Here is a 22,107-nt window from a genome sequence, read left to right as displayed (position 1 = left end):
CAACGATACTGCTTTTAGAGTAACCACACATGCCACAGTTTTTTATTGAAAGACCTATTTTTGCCTGGGTTGTTGCATTGGCAATAACCTTGGCCGGCTTGCTGGCCATTCCCAATATGCCGGTGGCGCAGTATCCCGAGGTGGCGCCTCCGGCCATTACGATCAATGCGTCCTATCCTGGCGCGTCGGCCCAGGATGTGGCGAATTCCGTTTCGAGCGTGATTGAAAATGAGCTCAACGGCGCCAAGGGCTTGTTGTATTACGAGTCGGTCAGCGATTCGAATGGCCAGTCCCAGATTACCGTGACTTTTGCCCCAGGCACCAATCCGGACCTGGCCCAGGTCGATGTGCAAAACCGGATGTCCAATATTACGGCTAGTTTGCCGACGGCGGTTGTACAGCAGGGTTTGAAGGTCAGCCAGACCAATACGGGTTTCCTGATGGTGGTCACCCTGTCGTCAAAAGACGGCTCGCTGGATCAGACGGCTTTGGCTGACTACATCACGCGCAATGTGCAGAATCCCATTTCGCGGATTCCGGGCGTGGGCAAATTCCAATTGTTCGCGGCTCCCCGAGCCATGCGCATATGGGTCGATCCGGACAAATTGACTGGCTATAACCTCAGCATGGCCGATGTGAATGCCGCCATTGCAAGACAGAATGTTCTGATTTCAGGAGGAATTATCGGGTCGCCGCCGAATCCCGAGGCGCAACGTGTGACGGCTCCGATCGTGGTCAATGGCCAATTATCGTCGGTCAAGGATTTCGGCAAAATTGTGCTGCGTTCGAATGTGGACGGGTCCAGCGTTCGTTTGAGCGATGTGGCGCGTATCGAGATCGGCTCCGATAACTATCAGTTCGGCGCGCGCTTGAATGGCAAGCCTACCGCGGCATTTGCCATATCCCTTTCGCCCGACGCCAATGCCTTGTCTACGGCGCAAGGCATCAAAACCGAAATGGCGCAGCTCGCCAAATTTTTCCCCGGCAATATCAGCTACGCCATACCGTACGATACCTCACCTTATGTAAAAATTTCGATCGAGCAGGTCGTGCATACATTGCTTGAAGCCATGGTGCTGGTGTTCGTCGTGATGTTCCTGTTTTTGCAAAACGTGCGTTATACCCTGATACCCGCTCTTGTTGTTCCAGTGGCCATTCTGGGTGCATTTGCCGTGATGCTCGCACTGGGTTTTTCGATCAATGTGCTCACCATGTTTGCCATGGTGCTGGCTATCGGCATTCTGGTCGACGACGCCATTGTCGTGGTGGAGAACGTCGAGCGCATCATGGTTGAAGATGGCCTTTCGCCTAAAGAAGCGACCAAAAAGGCCATGCCGCAAATCAGCGGCGCCATTGTCGGGATTACTCTGGTTCTATCCACGGTATTTTTGCCCCTGGCGTTCATGGGCGGATCGGTCGGGGTGATCTATCGGCAGTTTTCGGTTGCGATGGCCGTATCCATCCTGTTTTCGGCTTTCCTGGCGCTATCGTTTACTCCTGCCTTGTGCGCGACCATACTCAAGCCCATTCCCAAAGGTCATCACGAAAGCAAAAAGGGGTTTTTCGGCTGGTTCAATCGAGGTTTCGAACGCACGACCGACAAATACGAAAGCTGGGTGGGGCGTAGCCTGGCCAGGGGCGGGCGGATGATGCTGATTTATCTGGTCCTGCTTATTGGCCTGGGCTGGATGTATCTGCGCTTGCCCACCTCATTCCTGCCGGAAGAGGATCAGGGCTATATCATTGCCAATATCGAATTGCCGGCCGGGGCGACCGCGAATCGCACGATTGAGGTGATCGAGAAGGTCGAGGATTATTTCAAGAAACAACCGCAGGTGCAGAACATCATTGCGGTCCAGGGCTTCAGCTTTAACGGTAATGGCTTGAACTCGGCCATTGTATTTGTCCCGTTGAAGGATTTTGCCGATCGCAAGGGCCCGGGCGATTCGGCCCAGGCGATAGCCGCCAAGGCGACCCAGAACCTCTTGTTCGGTTTGCCCGATTCCATGGTTTTCGCGGTTGTGCCGCCGGCTATTTCGTCCTTGGGTAATGCTACGGGTTTCGATATGCGCCTTGAAGACCGCGGAGGCCTCGGACACGATGCATTGATGGCGGCAACGCAACAATTGCTGCAAATGGCAATGAAAAATCCAGTTCTTGCCCAGACCCGTGTTACAGGCCTGGGGCCTGGGCCGCAATTGAGCCTGACCATCGATAGGGATAAAGCGGCCGCATTGGGCGTGGATTTCGGTGAAGTAGCGAGTCTTATATCCACGTCAATCGGCTCCGCGTTTGTCAACAAATTCCCCAATATGGGCTGGATGCAGAACGTATGGGTGCAGGCCGATCAGTCGCATCGAATGAATGTCGACGATATCATGAAGCTCAGCGCTCTTAACAGCCAGGGCCAGCCTGTGCCTCTCTCGTCATTCGTCACCGCCAAATGGACTAAAGGCCCAGTGCAGATCGTGCGCTACAACAGCTACGAATCGGTGCGTATCGGCGGCTCCGCCGGCCCGGGCTATTCCACGGGAGCCGCGATGGCTGAAATGGAAAAAATGGTGGCCCAATTGCCGCAAGGCTTTGGCTACGAATGGAGCGGCTTGTCTTACCAGGAAAAGAAAGCCGGCAGCCAATCGGGAATCTTGCTGGGTCTGGCCATGCTGGTTGTGTTCATGGTGCTGGCCGGCTTGTATGAAAGTTGGGCTATCCCCTTGTCGGTCATGCTGGCGGTTCCATTGGGAATGCTGGGTGCCGTGGGCCTGATTTACGGCTTGGGTATGGCCAATGACGTGTACTTCCAGGTGGGGATGGTGACAGTGATAGGCCTAGCAGCCAAAAATGCGATTCTGATTGTCGAGTTTGCCAAAGATACATATGCCAGCGGGGGCAGCATGCGCGAGGCCACCGTCGAGGCGGCACGCCTGAGATTCAGGCCTATCCTCATGACCTCGTTCGCTTTCATTCTGGGGGTGTTGCCGCTGGCCGTCGCTACCGGCGCCGGTGCCGCCAGCCAAAATGCGGTCGGCCTCGGCGTGCTTGGCGGCATGCTTGCGGCGACGCCTTTGGCCGTGTTGTTTGTGCCGACATTCTTTGTCGTGGTTTTGACACTGTTCAAAACCAAGCCCAAGCTGCTTGGCCATGTGCCTGCGCATCACCATGTCGATGCAGGACCTAATCCGGCGGAGCCTTCGCCGCCCGCCGAAGGGGATAAAGCATGAGTCCGCGAGCGTTTAGATTGACAGCGATGCCGGCATTGCTGGTGCTGGTTCTGGCCGGGTGCTCGCTGGCTCCCAAGTACGAGCGCCCGCAGGCACCCATTCCGGGCCAGTACCCAGACCAGTCGGCATCCGCCCGGGAAAAAGGCGGATTAAGCGCTCACGCAATTGCCCCTTCAGTAACGGTGTCCGCCGATCTGGGCTGGCGCCAGTTCTTTCGCGATCCACGCCTTGTCGCCCTGGTCGGGATCGCGCTGGATAACAATCGCGATATGCGTGTGGCGGTTCAAAGCGTGCTCGAGGCTCGCGCCCAGTATGGCATCCAGGAAAGTGCGCGCCTTCCCACCCTGGGCATAGGCGGGAACGCGCAAATACAGAGGAATACCGACTCGGTCATGGCCGGCACCGAAGGGCTTGGCCGGGTAAGCCGCAGTTTCCAGGCAGGCGTCGGCATGTCGTCCTTCGAGTTGGACTTTTTTGGCCGCATCAAGAACCTGAGCGAAGCGGCGTACCAGCAGTACCTGGCAAGCAAGCAGGCGCAGCGTACAGTCCAGATCAATCTGATAGGCCAGGTTGCGGAGGCCTATTTCAATCTCAGGGCTGCCGAGCAGCAATCTGACCTGGTGCAGAAAACATTGGTCTCGCGCGAGCAGACCTATACCCTGGTGCAGTCGCTCTTCAATGCCGGAGTGGCATCGTCGCTGGACGTCAATCAGGCCAAGAGCCAGCTCGATTCGGCGCGGGCCGATTTGGCCTCGATTGCACGCAGCCAGTCACAGGCCCGCAATGCCTTGCAGCTTCTGCTGGGTGAACAGATTCCGTCGAATCTGCCCGCTGGCGCGGTATTCGGCAAAGATCAATTGCTTGCGGCGATTCCAGTCGGCTTGCCGTCGGACTTGCTCGAACGTCGGCCCGATATCATGGGCGCCGAGAATAACCTGCTGGCGGCGAACGCCAATATCGGAGCGGCCAGGGCGGCCTTCTTTCCCAATATCTCCATTACCGGCCTGTTGGGTTTCGCCAGCCCGGCTCTGGGCGGGCTATTTCAGTCGGGCAATCGTTTCTGGTCGTTTTCACCGCAAATTACCCAGCCTTTGTTTTCGGGCGGAGTCAGCGGCAATCTGGATCTGGCCAAGGCGCGCAAGAATATTGCCGTTGCACAGTACGAGAAAACTATACAAACCGCATTCCGGGAAGTGGCCGACGCCCTGGCTGGCGAAGCGACCTATACGAATCAGCTTGATGCTTTGCGCTCGCAAGAAAGTTCCACGGCCGAAACGCTGAAGCTTGCCCGCGTGCGCTACGAAAATGGCATCGACAGCTTTCTGCAGGTGCAAACGGCTGCGGTGGATCTCTACGCTGTCCAGCGCAATTTTCTGCAAACCGGTCTGGACTCGCTGTTGAATCGAGTCGAGCTGTACAAGGCGCTGGGTGGCGGCTGGCTGGAAAATAGCACTACGGCCCAATCGACGGCGCAGCCGTCGGCTGGGTCCGGCAATAAGGCTGCCGGCTCTTGAAGTCCGGTGCTCCGCCAAGACAATCCCTTGCCGAGGCCGCATAATAGCGTTTTGCTTGTGCAGCACAAAAGGTATGATGAAAAATGATTGAGCTCGGCGTGAATATCGACCATGTCGCCACTTTGCGTCAGCAGCGCCTGACGTCTTATCCCGATCCGGTCGAGGCGGCGGTGCGTGCCGAAGAGGCAGGCGCCGATCTGATCACCTTGCATTTACGCGAAGATCGCCGCCATATTCAGGATGCCGATGTCTGGGCGATTCGCCCCAAGTTGCGTACACGGATGAATCTGGAGTGCGCCATTACCCCGGAAATGCTTGCAATAGCATGTAAAGTCCGGCCTGACGACGTTTGCCTGGTGCCGGAAAAGCGGGCTGAGCTCACGACCGAGGGCGGGCTCGATGTGTTGACGCATTTCGAGGCTACCCGGCAGGCGGTCAGCCAGTTACACGATGCCGGCATACGGGTGTCCCTGTTTATCGATCCGGAATCGGCGCAAATCGACGCTGCCGGGCGGGCAGGTGCCACTGTTATTGAACTGCATACGGGCGCCTATGCCGACGCTCACGATGCCGCTCAGGCCGCGCGGGAGTTCGATCGAATCAGCCTTGGTGTGACGCATGGCCTGAGTCTGGGCATGCGCGTCAATGCCGGCCATGGACTGCATTACGCCAATGCCCAGTTCGTGGCGGCCATTCCGGGAATGTCCGAGCTCAATATCGGTCATGCCATTGTGGCCCGCGCCGTTTTCGACGGCTGGGAAAAAGCCGTGCGCGACATGAAAGCCTTGTTGGTCACAGCCGGCCGGTCTTGATTTTTCTGGTTGGCCTTATGCCGGATTACGGCCGTTCGCACCGGATGCGGCCTGTTCGAATTTTGATAGTTTCACGCACAAGGATTATTCATGTCTGTTGCGCCCATTGATTATTTGCTGTCTCGCCGTTCCGTCAAGTTTGTGCAGGCTCCCGCACCCTCCGAAGATGAGCTGGCTCAAATTCTACAGGCAGGCATGTCCGCGCCTGACCATGGCCACTTGCAGCCGTGGCGCTTTGCACTGATACGCGGCGAATCGATTGGACGCCTGGCGGATCTGGCCCTGGGGGCAACGAAAGCGGCCGGCTTGCCTCTGACGGCTGAAAAAGAGGCCTCTACGCGCCGCTGGCTGGAAAAAGTGCCATTGCTGATCGCGGTGGCGTGCCGGATCGACCATGGCAATACCAGAATTCCCGAACGTGAGCGTATCCTGGCCACGGGCGCGGCCGTGACTCAAATGCTGAATGCCGCCCATATGCTGGGCTATGGGGCATACTGGAGCACCGGTTTAGGCACGTACATAGACGAAGTGAACGAGGCCCTGGGTTTTGATGGCCTGGATTATCGCTTCATGGGATATGTGGCCCTGGGCACGCCCATCCAGGCTGGCGCGGCGCCCCAGCGCGCCGACTATCGGCAATTCGTCGGGGAATGGACAGGCCTCTGAACTATCGGATTAAGGCCTTCCGGGGCCTCAGTGTTCCAGGCCGTCGAGAATAGGGCAGTCGGGCCTGTCGTTGCCATGGCAATGATCAGCCAGATTTTTGAGCGTTGCGGCCATTTCCTTGAGCATGGCCGCCTTCTGTTCAAGCTCGGCGATATGTTCGTTGGCGAGTTTCTTGACTTCGGCGCTCGCGCGCGATTTGTCGCGCCAGAGCGCCATCAGGACGGCAATCTGTTTCAGTGAAAATCCAAGATCGCGCGCGCGACGTATGAAGCGCAAGGCGTGCAGATCCTTTTCCCTATAGATGCGATAGCCCGCGTCGCTGCGCCGGCTGGCATCGAGCAAATCTATGCTTTCATAGTAGCGGATCATTTTCGCTGAAATTCCTGATTCAGCGGCCGCCTGTCCGATATTCATGATGGGTCCATGCCTTAACGCTGGTTGGTGAGTTGTCAGGCTAAAGCCTGACATTATAGTAATGTCAAGGTATAAATATGGCTTGAGCTTCCCATGATAGTAATGTTTATACTGATGCCATACTATCGTTAACCATCGGAAAAGTGTATGAAAATCGAATTCCTCGTGCCGGATATGACTTGCGGCCATTGTGTGAAAACCATAAACAATGCCGTGCGCAAGATTGCGCCGGATGCGCGGGTACTGTCCGTTGTTGAAACACATTGCGTTACTGTCGACGGTATTGATGATCCCGCTGCCATTGAGGCGGCGATTCGTGCCGAAGGCTACACACCGGCCAGACTTTGAATATATATTTAAACTATCGTTTTTTTAAATAAAATTAAATTTATTAATTTTCTGATTTTTCTTACCCTGATTGCTTGGGGCCGGAAACTCCAGGCCTGCATCCCGGCCCGCTGGGCAGGCATAGTGGCCCAAGCCGGAGCATAATCAGCATGTCTCCTCGTGCAAGAGGAGAGGAGAGCATTGGCATGAGATACCTTAAAACAACAGTGGCCATTATTGGTACAGGCACGGCTGGCCTTGGCGCTTATCGCGCCGTCAAAGCGGCTGGTCTTGAGGCTTTGTTGATCGAGGGAGGCTTGTATGGAACCACGTGCGCCCGCGTGGGCTGCATGCCGTCCAAGCTCCTGATCGCCGCGGCCGAGGCGGCCCATTCTGCCGCGCATACGGCTCCGTTTGGCGTCCATGTCGATGGCCCGATTCGCATAAACGGGGTCGAGGTCATGGATCGCGTCAAACGCGAGCGGGACCGGTTTGTAGGGTTTGTGCTCGATAGCGTCGATGGCATACCCGATCACGACAAGGTTCGCGGCTATGCCCGGTTTTTGTCCGACACCATTCTGGAGATTGACGGACATACCCGGATCGAGGCGTCGCGAGTGGTGATCGCCACGGGTTCCACGCCTGTAGTCCCCGACGCCTACAGGCAACTTGGTGACCGCCTGATCGTCAACGACGATGTGTTTTATTGGAACGATCTGCCGCGGCGGGTGATGATTGTCGGCCCCGGCGTAATCGGCCTGGAATTGGGGCAGGCGCTGGCGCGGCTGGGCGTAGAGGTTCGTTTGCTTGGGCGCAGCGGCAGCCTGGGCGGCTTGAGCGACCCCGAAGTCAAGGCCAGCGCTTTGGCTGCCTTCCAGGCCGAGTTTCCTGTCATGCTCAATACCCGGATTCTGTCGACGGAACGCATCGGGGACGAGGTCGAGGTGAGTTATTTGAATGCGGACGGGCAAGAGTCTGTCGAACGCTTCGATTACCTCCTGATGGCTGCGGGCCGTCGGCCCAATTTCGATCATCTCGAACTTGAGAACACGACTCTGGCGTTGAATGAAAAGGGCGTGCCGACCTTCAATCGCCAAACTATGCAGGCGGGGGCTTCGACGATTTTCATAGCCGGGGATGCGAACGCCGAATTGTTGCTTTTGCACGAGGCTGCCGACGAGGGTCGTATTGCTGGCGAAAATGCGGCGCGTTACCCGAATGTGCAGGCAGGCTTGCGTCGCGCTCCGCTGGCTGTCGTGTTTTCGGACCCGCAAATAGCCCAGGTCGGCACGCATTTCAAAGATCTGCCGGATTCAGGCGCCGTAATCGGGGAGGTCGATTTTTCGGATCAAGGCCGTTCCCGGATCATGCTGAAGAACCGGGGTAAGCTGCGCGTTTATGCGGATCGGCGCAGTGGGCGCTTTCTGGGAGCGGAAATGGCTGGCCCTGGCATAGAGCATATTGCCCATCTGCTGTCCTGGGCCGTACAACAGCAACTGACCGTGCCCGCCATGCTCGAAATGCCGTTTTATCATCCGGTAGTCGAAGAAGGTTTGCGCACAGCCTTGCGGCAGGCGGCATCGCAGCTGGATACGGCGAGCCAGCCGTCACTCGCGGTGAAAAGCGCCTGAAGCGTAGGGGGGCGGACCCCACGTTTTATTTGTCGGTTTGTGCCAGCAGGGTCTGAAGGCTCTGGGTGACTGCCGCAACGGATTCGGTATCGGGTGCGAGCAGCCGGGCACGGCCGCGGTTATCGAAAATGTACACGCCTCGGCTGTGTGCAACCTGGTAATCGTTGCTGTCTTGGGTCGTGGGTTTTTCTATCTGGTATGAAACACGGTAGCGCCGGGCGATGTCGGCAATCTGTTTTTCTGTACCGGTCAGGCCGATTGCGTTTTTGTCGAAGGCGTCGACATAGGCCTGCAGCTTATCGGGAGTATCGCGATGAGGATCGACACTGACAAACAGAATCCGTACGTTCCTGGCCTTGTCGCCCAGGTTTTGCATGACCTGGGCCAGTTGCACCATTGTGGTGGGGCAGACGTCGGGGCAACTGGCATAGCCGAAAAACAGCAGGACGGTTTTTCCCTTGAAAGCGTCCTGCGTAATGGCTTTGTTGCCGGCCCCTTCCAGCGAAAAGCGCAGATCGGGCAGAAATCCGCGAATATTGTGGATGGTGTCGGCGGCGCGTGCCTGACCGGCGAAATCCAGCATTAGCGTCAAAGCCGCGTACCGCAGCAAGCGCCGGCGTGAGAAATTCATGATGTTGTGCTCGACTAAGGCTAAGTAATTATAGATCCGGAGGCGTCATGCCGCTGTGGCGCAGCAGGGCGTCCATATTCGGCGCTCGGCCGCGGAAAGCATTGAACGAATCGGCGGCAGGGCGTGATCCGCCCACAGCCAGTATTTCCTCGCGAAAACGCCGGCCGGTTTCGGCAACCAGAGTGTCGCGGGTTTGATCCTCGTCGACCCGGGCGGTTTCTTCGAAAGCGGCGTAGGCGTCGGCGGACAGGACTTCGGCCCATTTATAGCTGTAATAACCCGCACCATACCCGCCGGCGAACAAGTGTGAAAAATTATGCGGAAAGCGCTGCCAGGGAGGCGGAAACAGGACGGCTACTTCCTGGCGAACCTGATTGAGCACGTCCAGTACGGCCTGGGTGCCGAGGCCGGATTTCTGATGATGGATAATCATGTCGAAGAGCGCAAATTCGATTTGCCTGACAGTCTGCATGCCGCTTTGGAAATTTTTGGCCGCCAGCAGCTTGCCATATAGATCGCGCGGCAGGCTTGCACCGCTGTCGACATGCGCCGACAGAGCTTGAACCACCGACCATTCCCAGCAAAAATTCTCCATGAATTGAGAAGGTAGTTCGATCGCGTCCCATTCGACGCTGGCGAAAGCGGCGGCGGCCGGGTCGTCGACTTCGGAGAGCAGGGCATGCAGGGCATGTCCGCTTTCGTGGAACAGAGTAATGACATCGTCGTGCGTGAGCAGCGCCGGCTTACCGTTTTGTGGCGCTGAAAAATTGCAAGTCAGATAGGCAATGGGCGTTTGTATACGCTCGTCGGGCAGCCTGCGGCGATTACGCTCGCTATCGACCCAGGCGCCGCTTTGCTTGCCCGCGCGGGCATACAAATCGATAAATAAATGTCCCAGAAGCCGGCCTTCGGGGGTTTCGATTTGCAGGGCCCTGGCATTGGCATGCCAGGTTGCCGCACTGGACGCCCGGACCTGCACATTGAACAATTTTTCAATGACCTCGAACAGGCCTTTCAATACTTGAGGCTCGGTGAAATAAGGTTTGATTTCCTCTTCCGAGTACGCATAGCGTTCTTGCCGCAAACGTTCGGTGGCAAAAGGAACATCCCAGATTTCGAGCGGCTCCAGTCCCAGCCTGGCTTTGGCGAATTCCCGCAGCTCGGCCAAGTCGCGCACGGCATGAGGCTTGGCTTTGCGAGCCAGTTCGCGTAGAAAGTCCAGGACTTGCCCCGCGTTGTCGGCCATACGGGTTTGCAGGCGCAGATCGGCGAAGTCCTGATAGCCCAGAAGTTGGGCTTCTTCGGCGCGCAGGCGCAATAGCTGTTCGATAAGCCCGGAATTGTCCAGCTCCGCTTCGCCCTGTTCGGACGCCAGGGTGGCATAGGCCCGGTACATTGTGTTGCGCAACGCCCTGTCCTGTGCATATTGCATGACGGGCAAGTAGCAGGGCATTTTCAACGTGAGCTTCCAGCCTGGCAGCTTGTCGGCGGCAGCGGCCGTGTGCGCTGCCTGTTTGACGTCTTCCGGCAGGCCATGCAGGCGGGTTTCGTCCTCGATATGCAAGGACCATCGATCCGTGGCATCGAGTACATTTTCAGAAAATTTCTGCGAGGCCTGGGCTTCTTGCTCGGAGATCAGCGCATAGCGCTCGCGTTGCTCACCCTGCAGTTCGACGCCGCCCAGCCGGAAATCGCGCAGGGCCAGATCAATGATGCGGCGGCGTGCCGGCGTCATGGCCGCGTAGTGCGGACTGGCTTGAAGGCGTTGATATTGCGCATACAGGCCGGTGTGCAGGCCCAGCCAAGTTGAAAATTCGGTCACCTGCGGCAGGCACTGGTTGTAGGCTTCACGCAGTTCGGGAGTATCGACAACGGCGTTCAAATGACCGGCAATCGACCAGGCGCGCCAAAGCGGCTCGGAGGCATTTTCGACTGGCTCGACGATTTCATCCCAATTGGCTTCCAGCGCGGGGTCGGCGGCCTTGTCGACGGCAATCCGCGCAATGGCTATGAGTTCGCCAATCGCCTGCACGATATGCGCAGGCGTAATGGCCGCGTAATCAATGAGCGCATCGATCGGTACGATTAAGGGGTTTTGATTCATGTGCTGGGCAGGGTCCGCAAAAACTAATGGGGCAGGGAGCGTTCGGCGGCTTCCAGAGTGTTGACCAGCAGCATCGCTATGGTCATGGGGCCAACGCCGCCGGGTACAGGTGTAATGGCGGCAGCAACTTTACGCGCCGATTCGAATTCGACATCGCCGGTAAGCTTGCCGTCGGCCTTGCGGTTGATGCCCACGTCGATGACGATTGCGCCGGGTTTGACCATGTCGCCCTTGATCATCTCGGGCTTGCCGGTTGCCACGACCAGCACGTCGGCACGGCGGGTCTGGGCGCCAAGGTCGCGCGTCTTGGAGTTGCATAGCGTGACAGTCGCGCCTGCCGCCAGCAGGAGCATGGCCATGGGTTTGCCCACGATATTGCTGGCGCCGACAATTACGGCCTCGGCTCCGCGCAGGACTACCTGCTCGGACTCCAGCATTTTCATGATTCCATAGGGTGTGCAGGGGCGAAACAGCGGCCGGCCCGTCATGAGCAGGCCGGCATTGCTGATGTGAAAGCCGTCGACATCTTTGGCGGCCGAGATCGTCTCGATGACTTTGCTCGAGTTCATGTGCCCGGGCAGCGGCAGTTGTACCAGTATGCCGTGTATGGCTGGATCGTCGTTGAGTTCACGCACGACATCGAGCAGGGAGTCTTCGCTGATATCGGACGGCAGACGAATGACCTTCGAATGCAGGCCCGATTTTTCGCATGCTGCGGCTTTGTTGCGGACATACACCTGCGAAGCGGGGTCTTCGCCAACCAGGACTACAGCCAGGCCGGGCACGACGCCTTGGCTTTTCAGGCTTTCCACACGTTGTGCAACTTCGGCCTTGATGGCATCGGACAGCGCCTTGCCGTCAATGAGTCGAGCGCTCATGCTGTGCCTTCCGCTTTGGTCAGGGCTATTTTCATCAGATCTGCTACGGTGGTGACCTCGAGTTTTTCCATGATATTTGCCCGATGGGCTTCTACTGTTTTAATGCTGATATTCAGGTCGCCCGCGATTTGCTTGTTCAGGCGGCCTGCCACGATGCGTTCCAGCACTTGTTGCTCGCGCGCGGTCAGCCGGCTTAATACGGCCTGATGAGTTTTCTGCGCCTGCACCTGCGTTACGCGCTCGCTGGCCTGTTGCAGCATATTGGCGACGATCGTGCGCAGGTCGGTTTCGTTGAAGGGTTTTTCCAGAAAATCGACAGCGCCTTTTTTCATCGTCGAGACCGCCATCGGCACGTCGCCGTGGCCGGTGATGAACACGATGGGCAAAGGCGCCTGCCGCGCCAGCAGTTCTTCCTGCAGCTCCAGCCCGCTCATGCCCGGCATGCGCACATCGGCGATCAGTACGCCAACCTGTTCAGGGTCGTAGGCGTTCAAGAACTCTTCGGCGCCGCCGAAGCTCCTGACCCGGTAGCCGTTGGCTTCGAGCAGCCAGCGCAAGGAATCGCGTACCGCTTCGTCATCATCCACAATAAAAATGGTACTGGGTGCTTGGGGTGTACTCATACGTGCAGCTCCTGGGAGGTCTCGGTCTTGTCAGATGCTTGTGGCGTCGCGCAAGGCAGGGTAAAGCGAAAAATCGTTCCACCATCGGGGTTGGCGCTGGCCCAAAGACGGCCGTGATGCGATTCGATAATGGTGCGGCAGATATTAAGCCCCATGCCGAGGCCTTCGGACTTGGTGCTGTAGAACGGTTCGAACAGCCTTTCCGGATCGCGCAGGCCATGCCCGCGATCGACTACCGAAATTTCGACCAGGGGGTGTTGGTCGGTGACGACAACGTGCAACACCCGGTAGTCGCTTTTTTCCATTGCCTCGATGCCGTTCTTGAGCAGATTCAATAATACTTGCTCGATAAGAATGGGGTCGGCCATGACTTCGGGCAATAGTTGCGGCAAGTGTCTTTCGATGTCGACCTGGCGCTTGCGGGCGTCGATGTCGGCAAAGCCAATGGCGTTATCGAGAATCTGGGTTACCGCCACTCGCTGGCGGCGGGGCTCGCTGCGTTTGACGAATTCGCGGATGCGGCTGATGATCTTGCCGGCGCGTTCAGCCTGGTTGGCTGCCTTTTCAAGCGCGGTCAGAAGGATTTCGGGCTGTATGTTGCCCGCCTTGATCATGGCCACCGCGCCCATGCTGTAGTTGGAAATGGCCGTTAGCGGCTGATTGAGTTCATGCGCCAGGGACGAGGCCATTTCGCCCATGGTCGTCAGGCGGCTGGTCAGTTGAATCTTTTCCTGCTGTACGCGCGAGGCTTCCTCGTGAGTGCGGCGTTCGGTAATGTCGCGGGCAACTTGCAGGCGTACCCGTCGGCCGTCGGTCCAGGCGAGTATCCGGTGATGCACTTCAAACCAGCGTTGGGCCGATTCCGAGAAAACTTCGACGGTTTCATCGGTAAAACGGCCCAGACGGCCGCCCAGCAACTCGCCGTGGCCGTTCGATTGCGCGCCGAAAAAGCGGCGGTAGGTACGATTGGCGAAAAGAAGCTCCAGGCCGTCCGGGGTATCGGCTACAACCGAGATGGCGTCATCCAGGCCTTCGAGCACCGTCATGAAGCGTTCGTGCGCGGCGGTAAGCGCCTCGCGTATGCGTTTGGGCTCGGTGATGTCGGTCATGGACGTCATCCAGCCTATTTGTTCGCCGTTGGGGTCCCGCAAAGGAGAAACATACATGCGCGCGGTGAAGCGCGACCCATCCCGGCGCTGGGCTTCGACCTCGAGGCCGCTGCTGGGCGTGCGGCCCGACAGCAGGATATCCAGGGTTTCCTGGTGCTGTGTGTGGCGACCCGGCAACCAGTACGGGAATGGGGTTGTGCGGCCGATGAGGTCGGCCTCGTTCCAGCCTATCATGCGGCAGAATGCCGGATTGACGTACGCAATGCGGCCATGCATGTCAAAAACGCGCATGCCGGTCGACATGGAATTTTCCATGGCGCGGCGAAAGCCTGTTTCGGCGATCAGCGCCGATTCGGCCCGGGTTCGGTAGCGCGTATAGCGCCACAAGGCCAGCAGGCTCAGCACGATGACGCAGGATAGGGCGATAACGACCATGATGAGTCGTTGCTGGCGTGTTTCCTGGTCGATCGTCACGAACATGACGCTATCGTTATGGAGGCGCTGCAGCCAGATGAAGACCCCCATTACGCATAAATACAAGACCAGGACGACAACCGGCGTCAGCCAGTAGAAGCCGCGCCGGTTATTTTTCGCCTGTTCGTAGAACGTCGTCGGGATGAGGGATTTTTTAGAGGGGCTCGCCATAGCTTAGTGTGGATTGCATGACGCATTTTAGACTGTTACGCGCTCTTTTAAATTTCATATTATAAAAACTCATACCGTAAAGTGAAATTTTTCTTGATCAACCTTTGAGTCTTTCCTAGAATGATTACATCCCGCTGTTTTATGTGATCGGCAGTCGAACCAGGACAGCCCAGTCGCATTACGGCAAGTTTGGGGTATAACGTCAAACAACGGTATGGTTGTTGTTCGTGTTCGATTCACTACTTAAAAAAACAGGAGACACCTGATGTCCTCTTCTGATCAAGTCCATGCAATTGCCGATGCTTCGGGTGACGAAGCGCTCGAAACACAAGAATGGCTCGAGGCGCTTGAAGCCGTACTGGACCGGGAAGGACCTGAACGGGCTCATTTCCTGCTCGAACGTCTTATCGACCTGGCCCGCCGCTCTGGAGTGCATATTCCGTTTTCGGCCAACACCGCCTACGTCAATACTATACCGCCGGGGCTCGAGCCCCCGCATCCCGGCAATCTGATTCTTGAAGAACGCATTCGTTCGTATGTGCGCTGGAACGCCATGGCGATGGTCGTCAAGGCCAACAAGCATCACCCGGCCGATGGCGGCGACCTGGGCGGCCATATTGCCTCGTTCGCTTCTTTGGCTACCATGATAGGCTGCGGCCAAAACCATTTCTGGCACGCCGAAAGCGAAGGCCATGGCGGCGATCTGGTTTATTTCCAGGGTCACTCCTCGCCCGGCATGTACGGTCGCGCCTATCTAGAAGGCCGTCTTAGCGACGATCAGCTCGACCATTTCCGCCAGGAAGTGGGCGGCAAAGGCCTGCCTTCATACCCGCATCCCAAGCTGATGCCCGAGTTCTGGCAATTTCCCACGGTTTCCATGGGGCTGGGGCCGCTGATGGCCATTTATCAGGCGCGTTTTCTCAAGTACCTGCACGCGCGCGGCATTGCCGACACCAGCAAGCGCAAGGTCTGGGTATTTTGCGGCGATGGCGAGATGGACGAACCCGAATCCCTGGGTGCAATCAGCCTGGCTTCCCGCGAAAAGCTCGATAACCTCATTTTCGTCATCAATTGCAATTTGCAACGCCTCGACGGCCCGGTGCGCGGCAACGGAAAAATCATTCAGGAACTCGAGGGCGATTTTCGCGGTAGCGGCTGGAATGTTATCAAGCTGATTTGGGGTGGCTACTGGGATCCGCTTCTGGCGCGCGATAAAGAAGGTATTTTACGGCGCATCATGCAAGAGAGCGTCGATGGCGAATATCAGGCTTATAAGGCAAACGACGGGGCGTTCGTGCGCGAATTCTTCTTCGGCAAACATCCCAAGCTGCTTGAAATGGTCAGCCGCATGAGCGACGACGATATTTGGCGCCTGAATCGCGGCGGACATGATCCGCACAAGGTGTATGCCGCATTTGCCGCGGCTAATGATCACGTCGGCCAGCCCACCGTCATCCTGGCCAAAACCATCAAAGGCTACGGCCTGGGCCATGTTGGGCAAGCCAAGAACCCGACCCACCAGCAGAAGAAGCTGGATATAGACTCCGTACGCGAATTCCGCGACCGTTTCAATATCCCCGTGCCCGACGACAAGCTCGAAGAAATTCCATATTTCAAGCCGGCGGAAGATTCCCCCGAAATGAAGTATCTGCATGCTCGTCGCAATGCGCTGGGGGGCTATCTGCCACACCGGCGCACCAAGGCCGACGAGCATCTGCATGCGCCGAAGCTCGAGGCATTCAAAGCGGTGCTCGAGCCCACGGTCGAGGGGCGGGAAATTTCCACGACTCAGGCATTTGTGCGGGTTCTCAATCAAATCCTGCGCGATAAAGAACTGGCTCCGCGCGTCGTGCCCATCCTGGCCGACGAATCCCGTACTTTCGGTATGGAAGGCCTGTTCCGCCAGATCGGCATTTATGCGCCGGAAGGTCAGAAATACACGCCGGTCGACAAAGACCAGGTGATGTACTACCGCGAAACGGCCGACGGCCAATTGCTGCAGGAAGGTATCAACGAAGCGGGCGCGTTCAGCTCGTGGATCGCGGCGGCGACGTCGTATTCCACCAACAACCGCATCATGATTCCGTTTTACATCTACTACTCGATGTTCGGCTTCCAGCGCGTCGGCGATCTGGCCTGGGCGGCCGGCGACATGCAGGCACGCGGCTTCTTGCTGGGCGGTACGGCCGGCCGTACTACCCTGAACGGCGAGGGCTTGCAGCACGAGGATGGGCACAGCCATATTCAATCGGCGCTGATTCCCAATTGCGTGTCCTACGATCCGACTTTCGGGCACGAGCTGGCTGTGATTATTCAAGACGGTTTGCGGCGCATGGTCGAAAATCAGGAGAACGTGTATTACTACATCACGGTCATGAACGAAAACTACCCCCAGCCCGGTTTGACCGCCGGCGACGAAGAGGGAATTATTCGCGGCATGTACAAATTCAAGTCGGTGGGCAAGGGCGCGCAGCGAGTCCAGCTCATGGGTTCGGGCACCATTTTGCGCGAAGTGCTGGCCGCACAGGAACTGCTGCAGAACGACTGGGGCGTGGGTTCGGATCTCTGGAGCGTCACGAGCTTTACCGAGCTGCGCCGCGATGGCCTTGACTGCGAACGCCATCAGATGCTCAATCCCGAAGATAAAGATGCTCCTGTCGCCTATGTGACCCGGCAATTGCAGGACAGCGTCGGCCCCATCGTGGTGTCCACTGATTACGTCAAGGCATACGGCGATCAGATTCGCCCCTTCGTTCCCAAAGGCCGCAGCTTCAGGGTCCTGGGTACCGATGGCTTCGGCCGATCCGATTTCCGCAACAAATTGCGCGAGCACTTTGAAATCGATCGCCACTTTGTTGTGCTGGCGGCGTTGCGAGCCTTGGCCGATGAGGGAACCGTGCCGCTCAAGAAGGTGTCTGAAGCGATTAAAAAATATGGCATTGATGTCAATAAAGCCAATCCGCATCACGCCTGAGGGGGAGATAAACATGAGTAACGTCATAGAAGTCAAGGTACCGGACATAGGCGACTTCAGCGAGGTTGAGATTATCGAATTGCTGATAGCCGCCGGTGATTCGATCAACGCGGAGCAGAGCCTGATTACCGTCGAATCCGACAAGGCGTCGATGGAAATTCCTTCGCCAGCCGCTGGCGTCGTCAAGTCGCTCAAGGTCAAGGTGGGCGATAAAGTCAAGGAAGGCTCGGTCATACTTGAGCTTGAAGCCGCTCAGGCCGAAGCCTCGGCCAAACCGGAGGCGGCCGCGGCGCCTGCTCCCGCCCCACAAGCCGCGCCGCTTGCCGCATCACCAGCTCCTGCAAAGGCGCCGGCTTCAGCTCCGGCTCCGGCGGCAACGCCTGGCGCGGCACTGGCATCGGTGCCGGTTGAGCGCCATTCACCCACGGCGTCCTACGCGGATGCCGACGTGCCTTCGCGCAATCTGCCGCATGCCTCGCCGTCGGTACGCAAGTTCGCACGCGAACTCGGCGTCAATCTTCAATCGGTGAGCGGAACGGGCGACAAGCACCGGATCACCCAGGACGACGTGCGGCAATACGTCAAGCAGGCCTTGAGCAGCGGGGCGGGTTCCTCGGCCGCGGCCGGTGTGGGCGGACTCAGCGTTCTGGGCTGGCCTAAAGTCGACTTTGCCAAGTTTGGCCCCATCGAGGCCAAGCCTCTTTCGCGCATCAAGAAAATATCCGGTGCCAATCTGCATCGAAACTGGGTAATGATTCCCCATGTCACCAACAACGATGTGGCCGATATTACCGATCTCGAGGCTTTGCGCCTTACCCTGAACAAGGAAAACCAAAAAGCGGGTATTAAGGTGACTATGCTCGCGTTCCTGATCAAGGCCGTTGTGGCGGCGCTCAAGAAATTCCCCGAGTTCAACGCTTCGCTCGATGGCGACGATCTGATTCTGAAGCAGTACTACCACATCGGTTTTGCCGCAGATACGCCCAATGGCCTGGTCGTGCCGGTTATACGCGATGCCGACCGCAAGGGGATTGTCGAGCTGGCCACTGAAACGTCCGAATTGGCCAAGCAAGCCCGCGATGGCAAGCTGTCGCCGGCCCAGATGCAGGGCGGCTGCTTCTCGATCTCCTCGCTTGGCGGTATTGGCGGTACCTCGTTCACGCCCATCATCAATGCGCCCGAAGTGGCAATACTGGGTGTTTCGCGCTCGTCTCATGCTCCGGTGTGGGATGGCGCCGCATTTCAGCCGCGCCTGTTGCTTCCACTATCCCTATCGTATGACCATCGCGTCATCGATGGTGCTTTGGCGGCACGTTTCAACGCTTATCTGGCTGGCCTGCTGGCCGATTTCCGTCGCATTGCGCTCTAGGAGGGCATTATGAGTACACAGACTCTTTTGGTGCCCGACATAGGCGATTTTGCCGAAGTCGAGGTAATCGAGGTTTTGGTTGCCTCGGGCGACACGATCAAAGCCGAGCAAAGCCTGATTACCGTCGAATCCGACAAGGCTTCAATGGAAATTCCTGCCTCGCACGGCGGTGTCGTGCAAACGATTCTTGTCAAAGTCGGCGACAAGGTGGCCAAGGGTTCGCCCATGCTGGAAATCGAGCCTGCCGCGGCGGCCGACACGCCCAAGCCCGCGCCGCAAGGTCCTGGCCCCGAGGCGGCTGCAGTCAAAGCGCCCGTGGCGGCGCCGGCCGTAGCGGAAGTTCCGGCCGCGGCGAGCTATTCCGGGACGATCGACGCCGAGTGCGACGTATTGGTCCTGGGCGCCGGCCCAGGCGGTTATTCGGCCGCATTCAGGGCCGCCGATCTGGGTCTGAGCGTCGTGCTGGTCGAGCGCTACGAGACACTGGGCGGCGTCTGCCTGAATGTAGGCTGCATTCCTTCCAAGGCCTTGCTGCACACCGCGGCCGTTGCCGAAGAGGCCCAGGCGCTGGCTTCTCATGGCGTTTCATTCGGCGCGCCGGCGTTCGACCTGGACAAGCTTCGCAGCTACAAGGATGGCGTGGTGGGCAAGCTGACAGGCGGCCTGGCCGGCATGGCCAAGGCGCGCAAAGTCAAGGTGCTGACCGGGCTTGGCCAGTTTGCCGATCCTCATCATGTCACGGTGCAGGCCAGCAATGGCGCCACGCAAACCGTGCAGTTCAAGTCGGCCATCATCGCCGCCGGCAGCCAGTCGGTGAAGCTGCCTTTCATGCCCAATGATGACCGTGTCGTCGACTCGACAGGGGCGTTGCAGCTGGCAGGCATTCCCAAAAAAATGCTGATTGTCGGCGGTGGCATCATTGGCCTTGAAATGGGTACGGTATATTCGGCGCTCGGAACCAGGCTCGATGTGGTCGAAATGCTGGGCGGCCTGATGCAAGGCGCTGACCGCGATCTGGTCAAGGTTTGGGAAAAAATGAACGCCAGGCGTTTCGACCATGTCATGCTCAACACCAAGACGGTCGGGGCCGAAGCCAAAGACGATGGCATCTGGGTCAGTTTCGAGGGCGAGAATGCGCCCAAAGAGCCGCAACGCTACGATCTGGTGCTGCAGGCCGTGGGGCGTGCTCCCAACGGCAACAAGCTATCGGCCGACAAGGCGGGAGTGGCCGTCGGCGATCGGGGCTTCATTCAAGTCGACAAGCAAATGCGCACCAACGTTGCGCACATTTACGCGATAGGCGATATCGTCGGGCAGCCCATGCTGGCGCACAAGGCCGTGCATGAGGCCCATGTCGCCGCCGAAGTCATTGCCGGGCAAAAAAGCTATTTCGATGCCCGGGTCATTCCTTCCGTGGCGTATACCGATCCCGAAGTTGCCTGGGTGGGCTTGACCGAGGAAGAGGCGAAAAAAGAAGGTATTGCCATTGAAAAGGGCCTGTTCCCCTGGGCAGCCTCGGGCCGTGCCATTGCCAATGGACGCGACGAAGGATTTACCAAGCTGCTGTTCAGTGCGGAGACGCACCGCATCGTCGGAGGAGGCATTGTGGGCACCCATGCCGGCGATTTGATCGGCGAGATTGCCCTGGCGATCGAAATGGGCGCCGACGCGGTCGATATCGGCAAAACCATACACCCTCATCCGACCCTGGGCGAATCCATAGGCATGGCTGCCGAAGTAGCCGAAGGCAGTTGCACCGACTTGCCTCCGGTGCGCCGCAAGTAAACTGTATATAGTCGTTCATGTCTTGACGGTGGGCGCAGCTTTGGCCCACCGTTGTTTTTTATAAAGCACTTATCATCATGTCTCTTGTTACACCCGGCAGTGCGGCATCCTTATCGGAGTGGCTTGCGTATCTGGAGTCCTTGCACAGAAGGCCGATCGAACTCGGACTTGAGCGAATCCGTGTGGTTGCAGAAAAGCTCGCGCTGAAGTATCCGTTCGTAACGATAACGGTGGGGGGCACCAATGGCAAAGGGTCTACATGCGCCATGCTGGAAGCCATTTTGCTGGCTGCGGGGTATCGCGTTGGCCTGTATACGTCGCCGCATCTGATCAAGTTCAACGAACGCATACGTGTCAATGGCGAAAATGCCAGCGATGCGGCGATCATCGAGCAACTGGTCCGCATCGAGGCCGCGCGCGGCGAAGTGTCGTTGAGCTATTTCGAGTACACCACGCTGGCCGCTTTGCTGATGTTCGAACAGAACAGGCTCGATGCCGTTGTTCTCGAAGTCGGCCTGGGAGGCCGGCTTGATGCCGTCAATCTGGTGGATGCCGACTGTTCCATCGTGACAAGCGTCGATATCGATCACACTGAATGGCTGGGTGACACGCGCGAAAAAATCGGCTATGAAAAGGCCCATATCTATCGTTCCGGACGTCCGGCCATTTGCGCCGATCCGGTTCCGCCGCAAAGCCTGATCGATTATGCCAGCCAAATTGGTGCGGATCTGCGTCTCTTCGGTAAGGACTTCAATTATTCGGGCGACCGCCAGCAATGGGCTTATGGTGGCCGCTCCCAGCGCCGCAGTGGCCTGGCTTATCCCGCCTTGCGCGGCGCAAACCAGTTATTGAACGCCGCCGCGGCGCTGGCCGCTCTTGAAACGCTGCGCGATAAGCTCGTGGTGCCGCAACAGGCTGTGCGTTTGGGCCTGTCGCAAGCCTCGCTGCCGGGCCGCTTGCAGATCCTGCCGGGACAACCGACCATAGTGCTGGATGTTGCCCATAATCCCCATGCGGCGGCGGCACTGGCGCAGAATCTTGACGGCATGGCGTTTTATCCCTACACGCACGCGGTGGTCGGCATGCTGAACGACAAGGATATCAAGGGCGTGCTGGCCAAACTCGTTTCGCGAGTGGACCATTGGTATTGCGCCACTATCGAGGGGCCCAGGGGTACCAGTGGCGAGCAATTGGCCGACATGGTGCGCGAGGTCTTGCCGCCACCAGGTAAAGAGCCCGTAACTGTATCAAATTTTGTAAATCCGGTTCAAGCATTTACCGAAGCGCGAAAACAGGCGGCCCAGGGTGATAGAATTCTCGTGTTCGGCTCTTTTTCTACTGTTGGTCCGGTATTGAAGGAACTCGGGCGCTAGGTTAATTAATGTTTTCAGGGCAGGCGGTATG

At 57.9% G+C, this 22,107-nt stretch carries 16 protein-coding genes; 10 read left to right on the top strand and 6 right to left on the bottom strand.

The window, feature by feature from the left end; genetic code table 11:
* Positions 1-29 precede the first annotated feature (29 nt).
* The 4 genes from ACYVIS_RS13430 (at position 30) to ACYVIS_RS13415 (ending at position 6,213) form a co-directional block, all read left to right on the top strand.
* Positions 30-3,221 (top strand): multidrug efflux RND transporter permease subunit, encoded by a 3,192-nt coding sequence (locus ACYVIS_RS13430; protein ID WP_460874177.1) that lies wholly within the window; start codon positions 30-32, stop codon positions 3,219-3,221.
* Positions 3,218-4,735: an efflux transporter outer membrane subunit gene (locus tag ACYVIS_RS13425; RefSeq protein WP_232743266.1), complete on the top strand. Its 1,518-nt coding sequence runs from the start codon at positions 3,218-3,220 to the stop codon at positions 4,733-4,735. The genes ACYVIS_RS13430 and ACYVIS_RS13425 overlap by 4 nt, the downstream gene beginning before the upstream one ends.
* Before the next feature lie 83 nt (positions 4,736-4,818).
* Positions 4,819-5,547 carry a pyridoxine 5'-phosphate synthase gene (locus ACYVIS_RS13420; protein ID WP_232743265.1) on the top strand — a complete coding sequence of 243 codons (729 nt, stop codon included), beginning with the start codon at positions 4,819-4,821 and terminating at the stop codon, positions 5,545-5,547.
* A 90-nt stretch (positions 5,548-5,637) separates the two neighbouring features.
* Entirely contained in the window at positions 5,638-6,213 is a 576-nt protein-coding gene (locus ACYVIS_RS13415; RefSeq protein WP_232743264.1) for a nitroreductase family protein, read from the top strand.
* 27 nt (positions 6,214-6,240) lie between these two features.
* On the opposite strand, the gene cueR is transcribed toward ACYVIS_RS13415, so the two are convergent.
* Positions 6,241-6,627: a Cu(I)-responsive transcriptional regulator gene (gene cueR, locus ACYVIS_RS13410; protein WP_232743263.1), complete on the bottom strand. Its 387-nt coding sequence runs from the start codon at positions 6,625-6,627 to the stop codon at positions 6,241-6,243.
* A gap of 147 nt (positions 6,628-6,774) precedes the next feature.
* Between cueR and ACYVIS_RS13405 the strand changes: the two genes are divergently transcribed.
* Both ACYVIS_RS13405 and ACYVIS_RS13400 read left to right on the top strand, forming a co-directional pair.
* Entirely contained in the window at positions 6,775-6,975 is a 201-nt protein-coding gene (locus ACYVIS_RS13405) for a heavy-metal-associated domain-containing protein (RefSeq protein ID WP_232743262.1), read from the top strand.
* 185 nt (positions 6,976-7,160) lie between these two features.
* Positions 7,161-8,585, top strand: a complete 1,425-nt coding sequence (locus tag ACYVIS_RS13400; RefSeq protein ID WP_232743261.1) for a dihydrolipoyl dehydrogenase — start codon at positions 7,161-7,163, stop codon at positions 8,583-8,585.
* 25 nt (positions 8,586-8,610) lie between these two features.
* Here the strand turns inward: ACYVIS_RS13400 and ACYVIS_RS13395 are convergent, their stop codons facing one another.
* From ACYVIS_RS13395 to ACYVIS_RS13375, 5 genes are read right to left on the bottom strand one after another with little or no spacing between them, the layout of a single operon-like run.
* Positions 8,611-9,216, bottom strand: coding sequence for an SCO family protein (locus ACYVIS_RS13395; protein WP_370635940.1), 606 nt, complete (start codon positions 9,214-9,216; stop codon positions 8,611-8,613).
* Between the two features lie 28 nt (positions 9,217-9,244).
* The gene (locus tag ACYVIS_RS13390; protein WP_232743260.1) at positions 9,245-11,320 is read right to left on the bottom strand and encodes a M3 family metallopeptidase; all 2,076 of its coding nucleotides are present in this window, start codon (positions 11,318-11,320) and stop codon (positions 9,245-9,247) included.
* A gap of 23 nt (positions 11,321-11,343) precedes the next feature.
* Positions 11,344-12,198, bottom strand: coding sequence for a bifunctional methylenetetrahydrofolate dehydrogenase/methenyltetrahydrofolate cyclohydrolase FolD (gene folD / locus ACYVIS_RS13385; protein ID WP_232743259.1), 855 nt, complete (start codon positions 12,196-12,198; stop codon positions 11,344-11,346).
* Positions 12,195-12,821, bottom strand: coding sequence for a response regulator transcription factor (locus tag ACYVIS_RS13380; protein WP_232743258.1), 627 nt, complete (start codon positions 12,819-12,821; stop codon positions 12,195-12,197). Before ACYVIS_RS13380 ends, folD begins: the two co-directional genes overlap by 4 nt.
* Positions 12,818-14,575 carry a PAS domain-containing sensor histidine kinase gene (locus tag ACYVIS_RS13375; RefSeq protein ID WP_232743257.1) on the bottom strand — a complete coding sequence of 586 codons (1,758 nt, stop codon included), beginning with the start codon at positions 14,573-14,575 and terminating at the stop codon, positions 12,818-12,820. The genes ACYVIS_RS13380 and ACYVIS_RS13375 overlap by 4 nt, the downstream gene beginning before the upstream one ends.
* A gap of 265 nt (positions 14,576-14,840) precedes the next feature.
* On the opposite strand from ACYVIS_RS13375, the gene aceE reads away from it, so the two are divergent.
* The 4 genes from aceE to folC all read left to right on the top strand — a co-directional run bounded on the left by aceE (position 14,841) and on the right by folC (position 22,076).
* Positions 14,841-17,549, top strand: coding sequence for a pyruvate dehydrogenase (acetyl-transferring), homodimeric type (aceE, locus tag ACYVIS_RS13370; protein ID WP_232743256.1), 2,709 nt, complete (start codon positions 14,841-14,843; stop codon positions 17,547-17,549).
* Between the two features lie 13 nt (positions 17,550-17,562).
* Positions 17,563-18,918, top strand: coding sequence for a dihydrolipoyllysine-residue acetyltransferase (aceF, locus tag ACYVIS_RS13365; RefSeq protein ID WP_232743255.1), 1,356 nt, complete (start codon positions 17,563-17,565; stop codon positions 18,916-18,918).
* A 9-nt stretch (positions 18,919-18,927) separates the two neighbouring features.
* On the top strand, positions 18,928-20,703 hold the full coding sequence (lpdA, locus tag ACYVIS_RS13360; protein WP_232743254.1) for a dihydrolipoyl dehydrogenase: 1,776 nt from the start codon (positions 18,928-18,930) through the stop codon (positions 20,701-20,703).
* Between the two features lie 77 nt (positions 20,704-20,780).
* Positions 20,781-22,076: a bifunctional tetrahydrofolate synthase/dihydrofolate synthase gene (gene folC / locus ACYVIS_RS13355; protein WP_232743253.1), complete on the top strand. Its 1,296-nt coding sequence runs from the start codon at positions 20,781-20,783 to the stop codon at positions 22,074-22,076.
* Positions 22,077-22,107: the final 31 nt, after the last annotated feature.

The sequence above is a fragment of the Paralcaligenes ginsengisoli genome, from assembly GCF_054781135.1.
This window is presented reverse-complemented; position numbering and strand designations above follow the sequence as displayed.

What these genes read in the sequence shown, in the direction of transcription:
- folC (WP_232743253.1), top strand. Translation starts at nt 20,781, where the DNA reads ATGTCTCTTGTTACACCCGGCAGTGCGGCATCCTTATCGGAGTGGCTT.
- aceF (WP_232743255.1), top strand. Translation starts at nt 17,563, where the DNA reads ATGAGTAACGTCATAGAAGTCAAGGTACCGGACATAGGCGACTTCAGC.
- ACYVIS_RS13420 (WP_232743265.1), top strand. Translation starts at nt 4,819, where the DNA reads ATGATTGAGCTCGGCGTGAATATCGACCATGTCGCCACTTTGCGTCAG.
- ACYVIS_RS13405 (WP_232743262.1), top strand. Translation starts at nt 6,775, where the DNA reads ATGAAAATCGAATTCCTCGTGCCGGATATGACTTGCGGCCATTGTGTG.
- ACYVIS_RS13390 (WP_232743260.1), bottom strand. Translation starts at nt 11,320, where the DNA reads ATGAATCAAAACCCCTTAATCGTACCGATCGATGCGCTCATTGATTAC.
- ACYVIS_RS13430 (WP_460874177.1), top strand. Translation starts at nt 30, where the DNA reads ATGCCACAGTTTTTTATTGAAAGACCTATTTTTGCCTGGGTTGTTGCA.
- ACYVIS_RS13395 (WP_370635940.1), bottom strand. Translation starts at nt 9,216, where the DNA reads ATGAATTTCTCACGCCGGCGCTTGCTGCGGTACGCGGCTTTGACGCTA.
- ACYVIS_RS13375 (WP_232743257.1), bottom strand. Translation starts at nt 14,575, where the DNA reads ATGGCGAGCCCCTCTAAAAAATCCCTCATCCCGACGACGTTCTACGAA.
- ACYVIS_RS13400 (WP_232743261.1), top strand. Translation starts at nt 7,161, where the DNA reads ATGAGATACCTTAAAACAACAGTGGCCATTATTGGTACAGGCACGGCT.
- aceE (WP_232743256.1), top strand. Translation starts at nt 14,841, where the DNA reads ATGTCCTCTTCTGATCAAGTCCATGCAATTGCCGATGCTTCGGGTGAC.
- ACYVIS_RS13425 (WP_232743266.1), top strand. Translation starts at nt 3,218, where the DNA reads ATGAGTCCGCGAGCGTTTAGATTGACAGCGATGCCGGCATTGCTGGTG.
- lpdA (WP_232743254.1), top strand. Translation starts at nt 18,928, where the DNA reads ATGAGTACACAGACTCTTTTGGTGCCCGACATAGGCGATTTTGCCGAA.
- ACYVIS_RS13380 (WP_232743258.1), bottom strand. Translation starts at nt 12,821, where the DNA reads ATGAGTACACCCCAAGCACCCAGTACCATTTTTATTGTGGATGATGAC.
- cueR (WP_232743263.1), bottom strand. Translation starts at nt 6,627, where the DNA reads ATGAATATCGGACAGGCGGCCGCTGAATCAGGAATTTCAGCGAAAATG.
- ACYVIS_RS13415 (WP_232743264.1), top strand. Translation starts at nt 5,638, where the DNA reads ATGTCTGTTGCGCCCATTGATTATTTGCTGTCTCGCCGTTCCGTCAAG.
- folD (WP_232743259.1), bottom strand. Translation starts at nt 12,198, where the DNA reads ATGAGCGCTCGACTCATTGACGGCAAGGCGCTGTCCGATGCCATCAAG.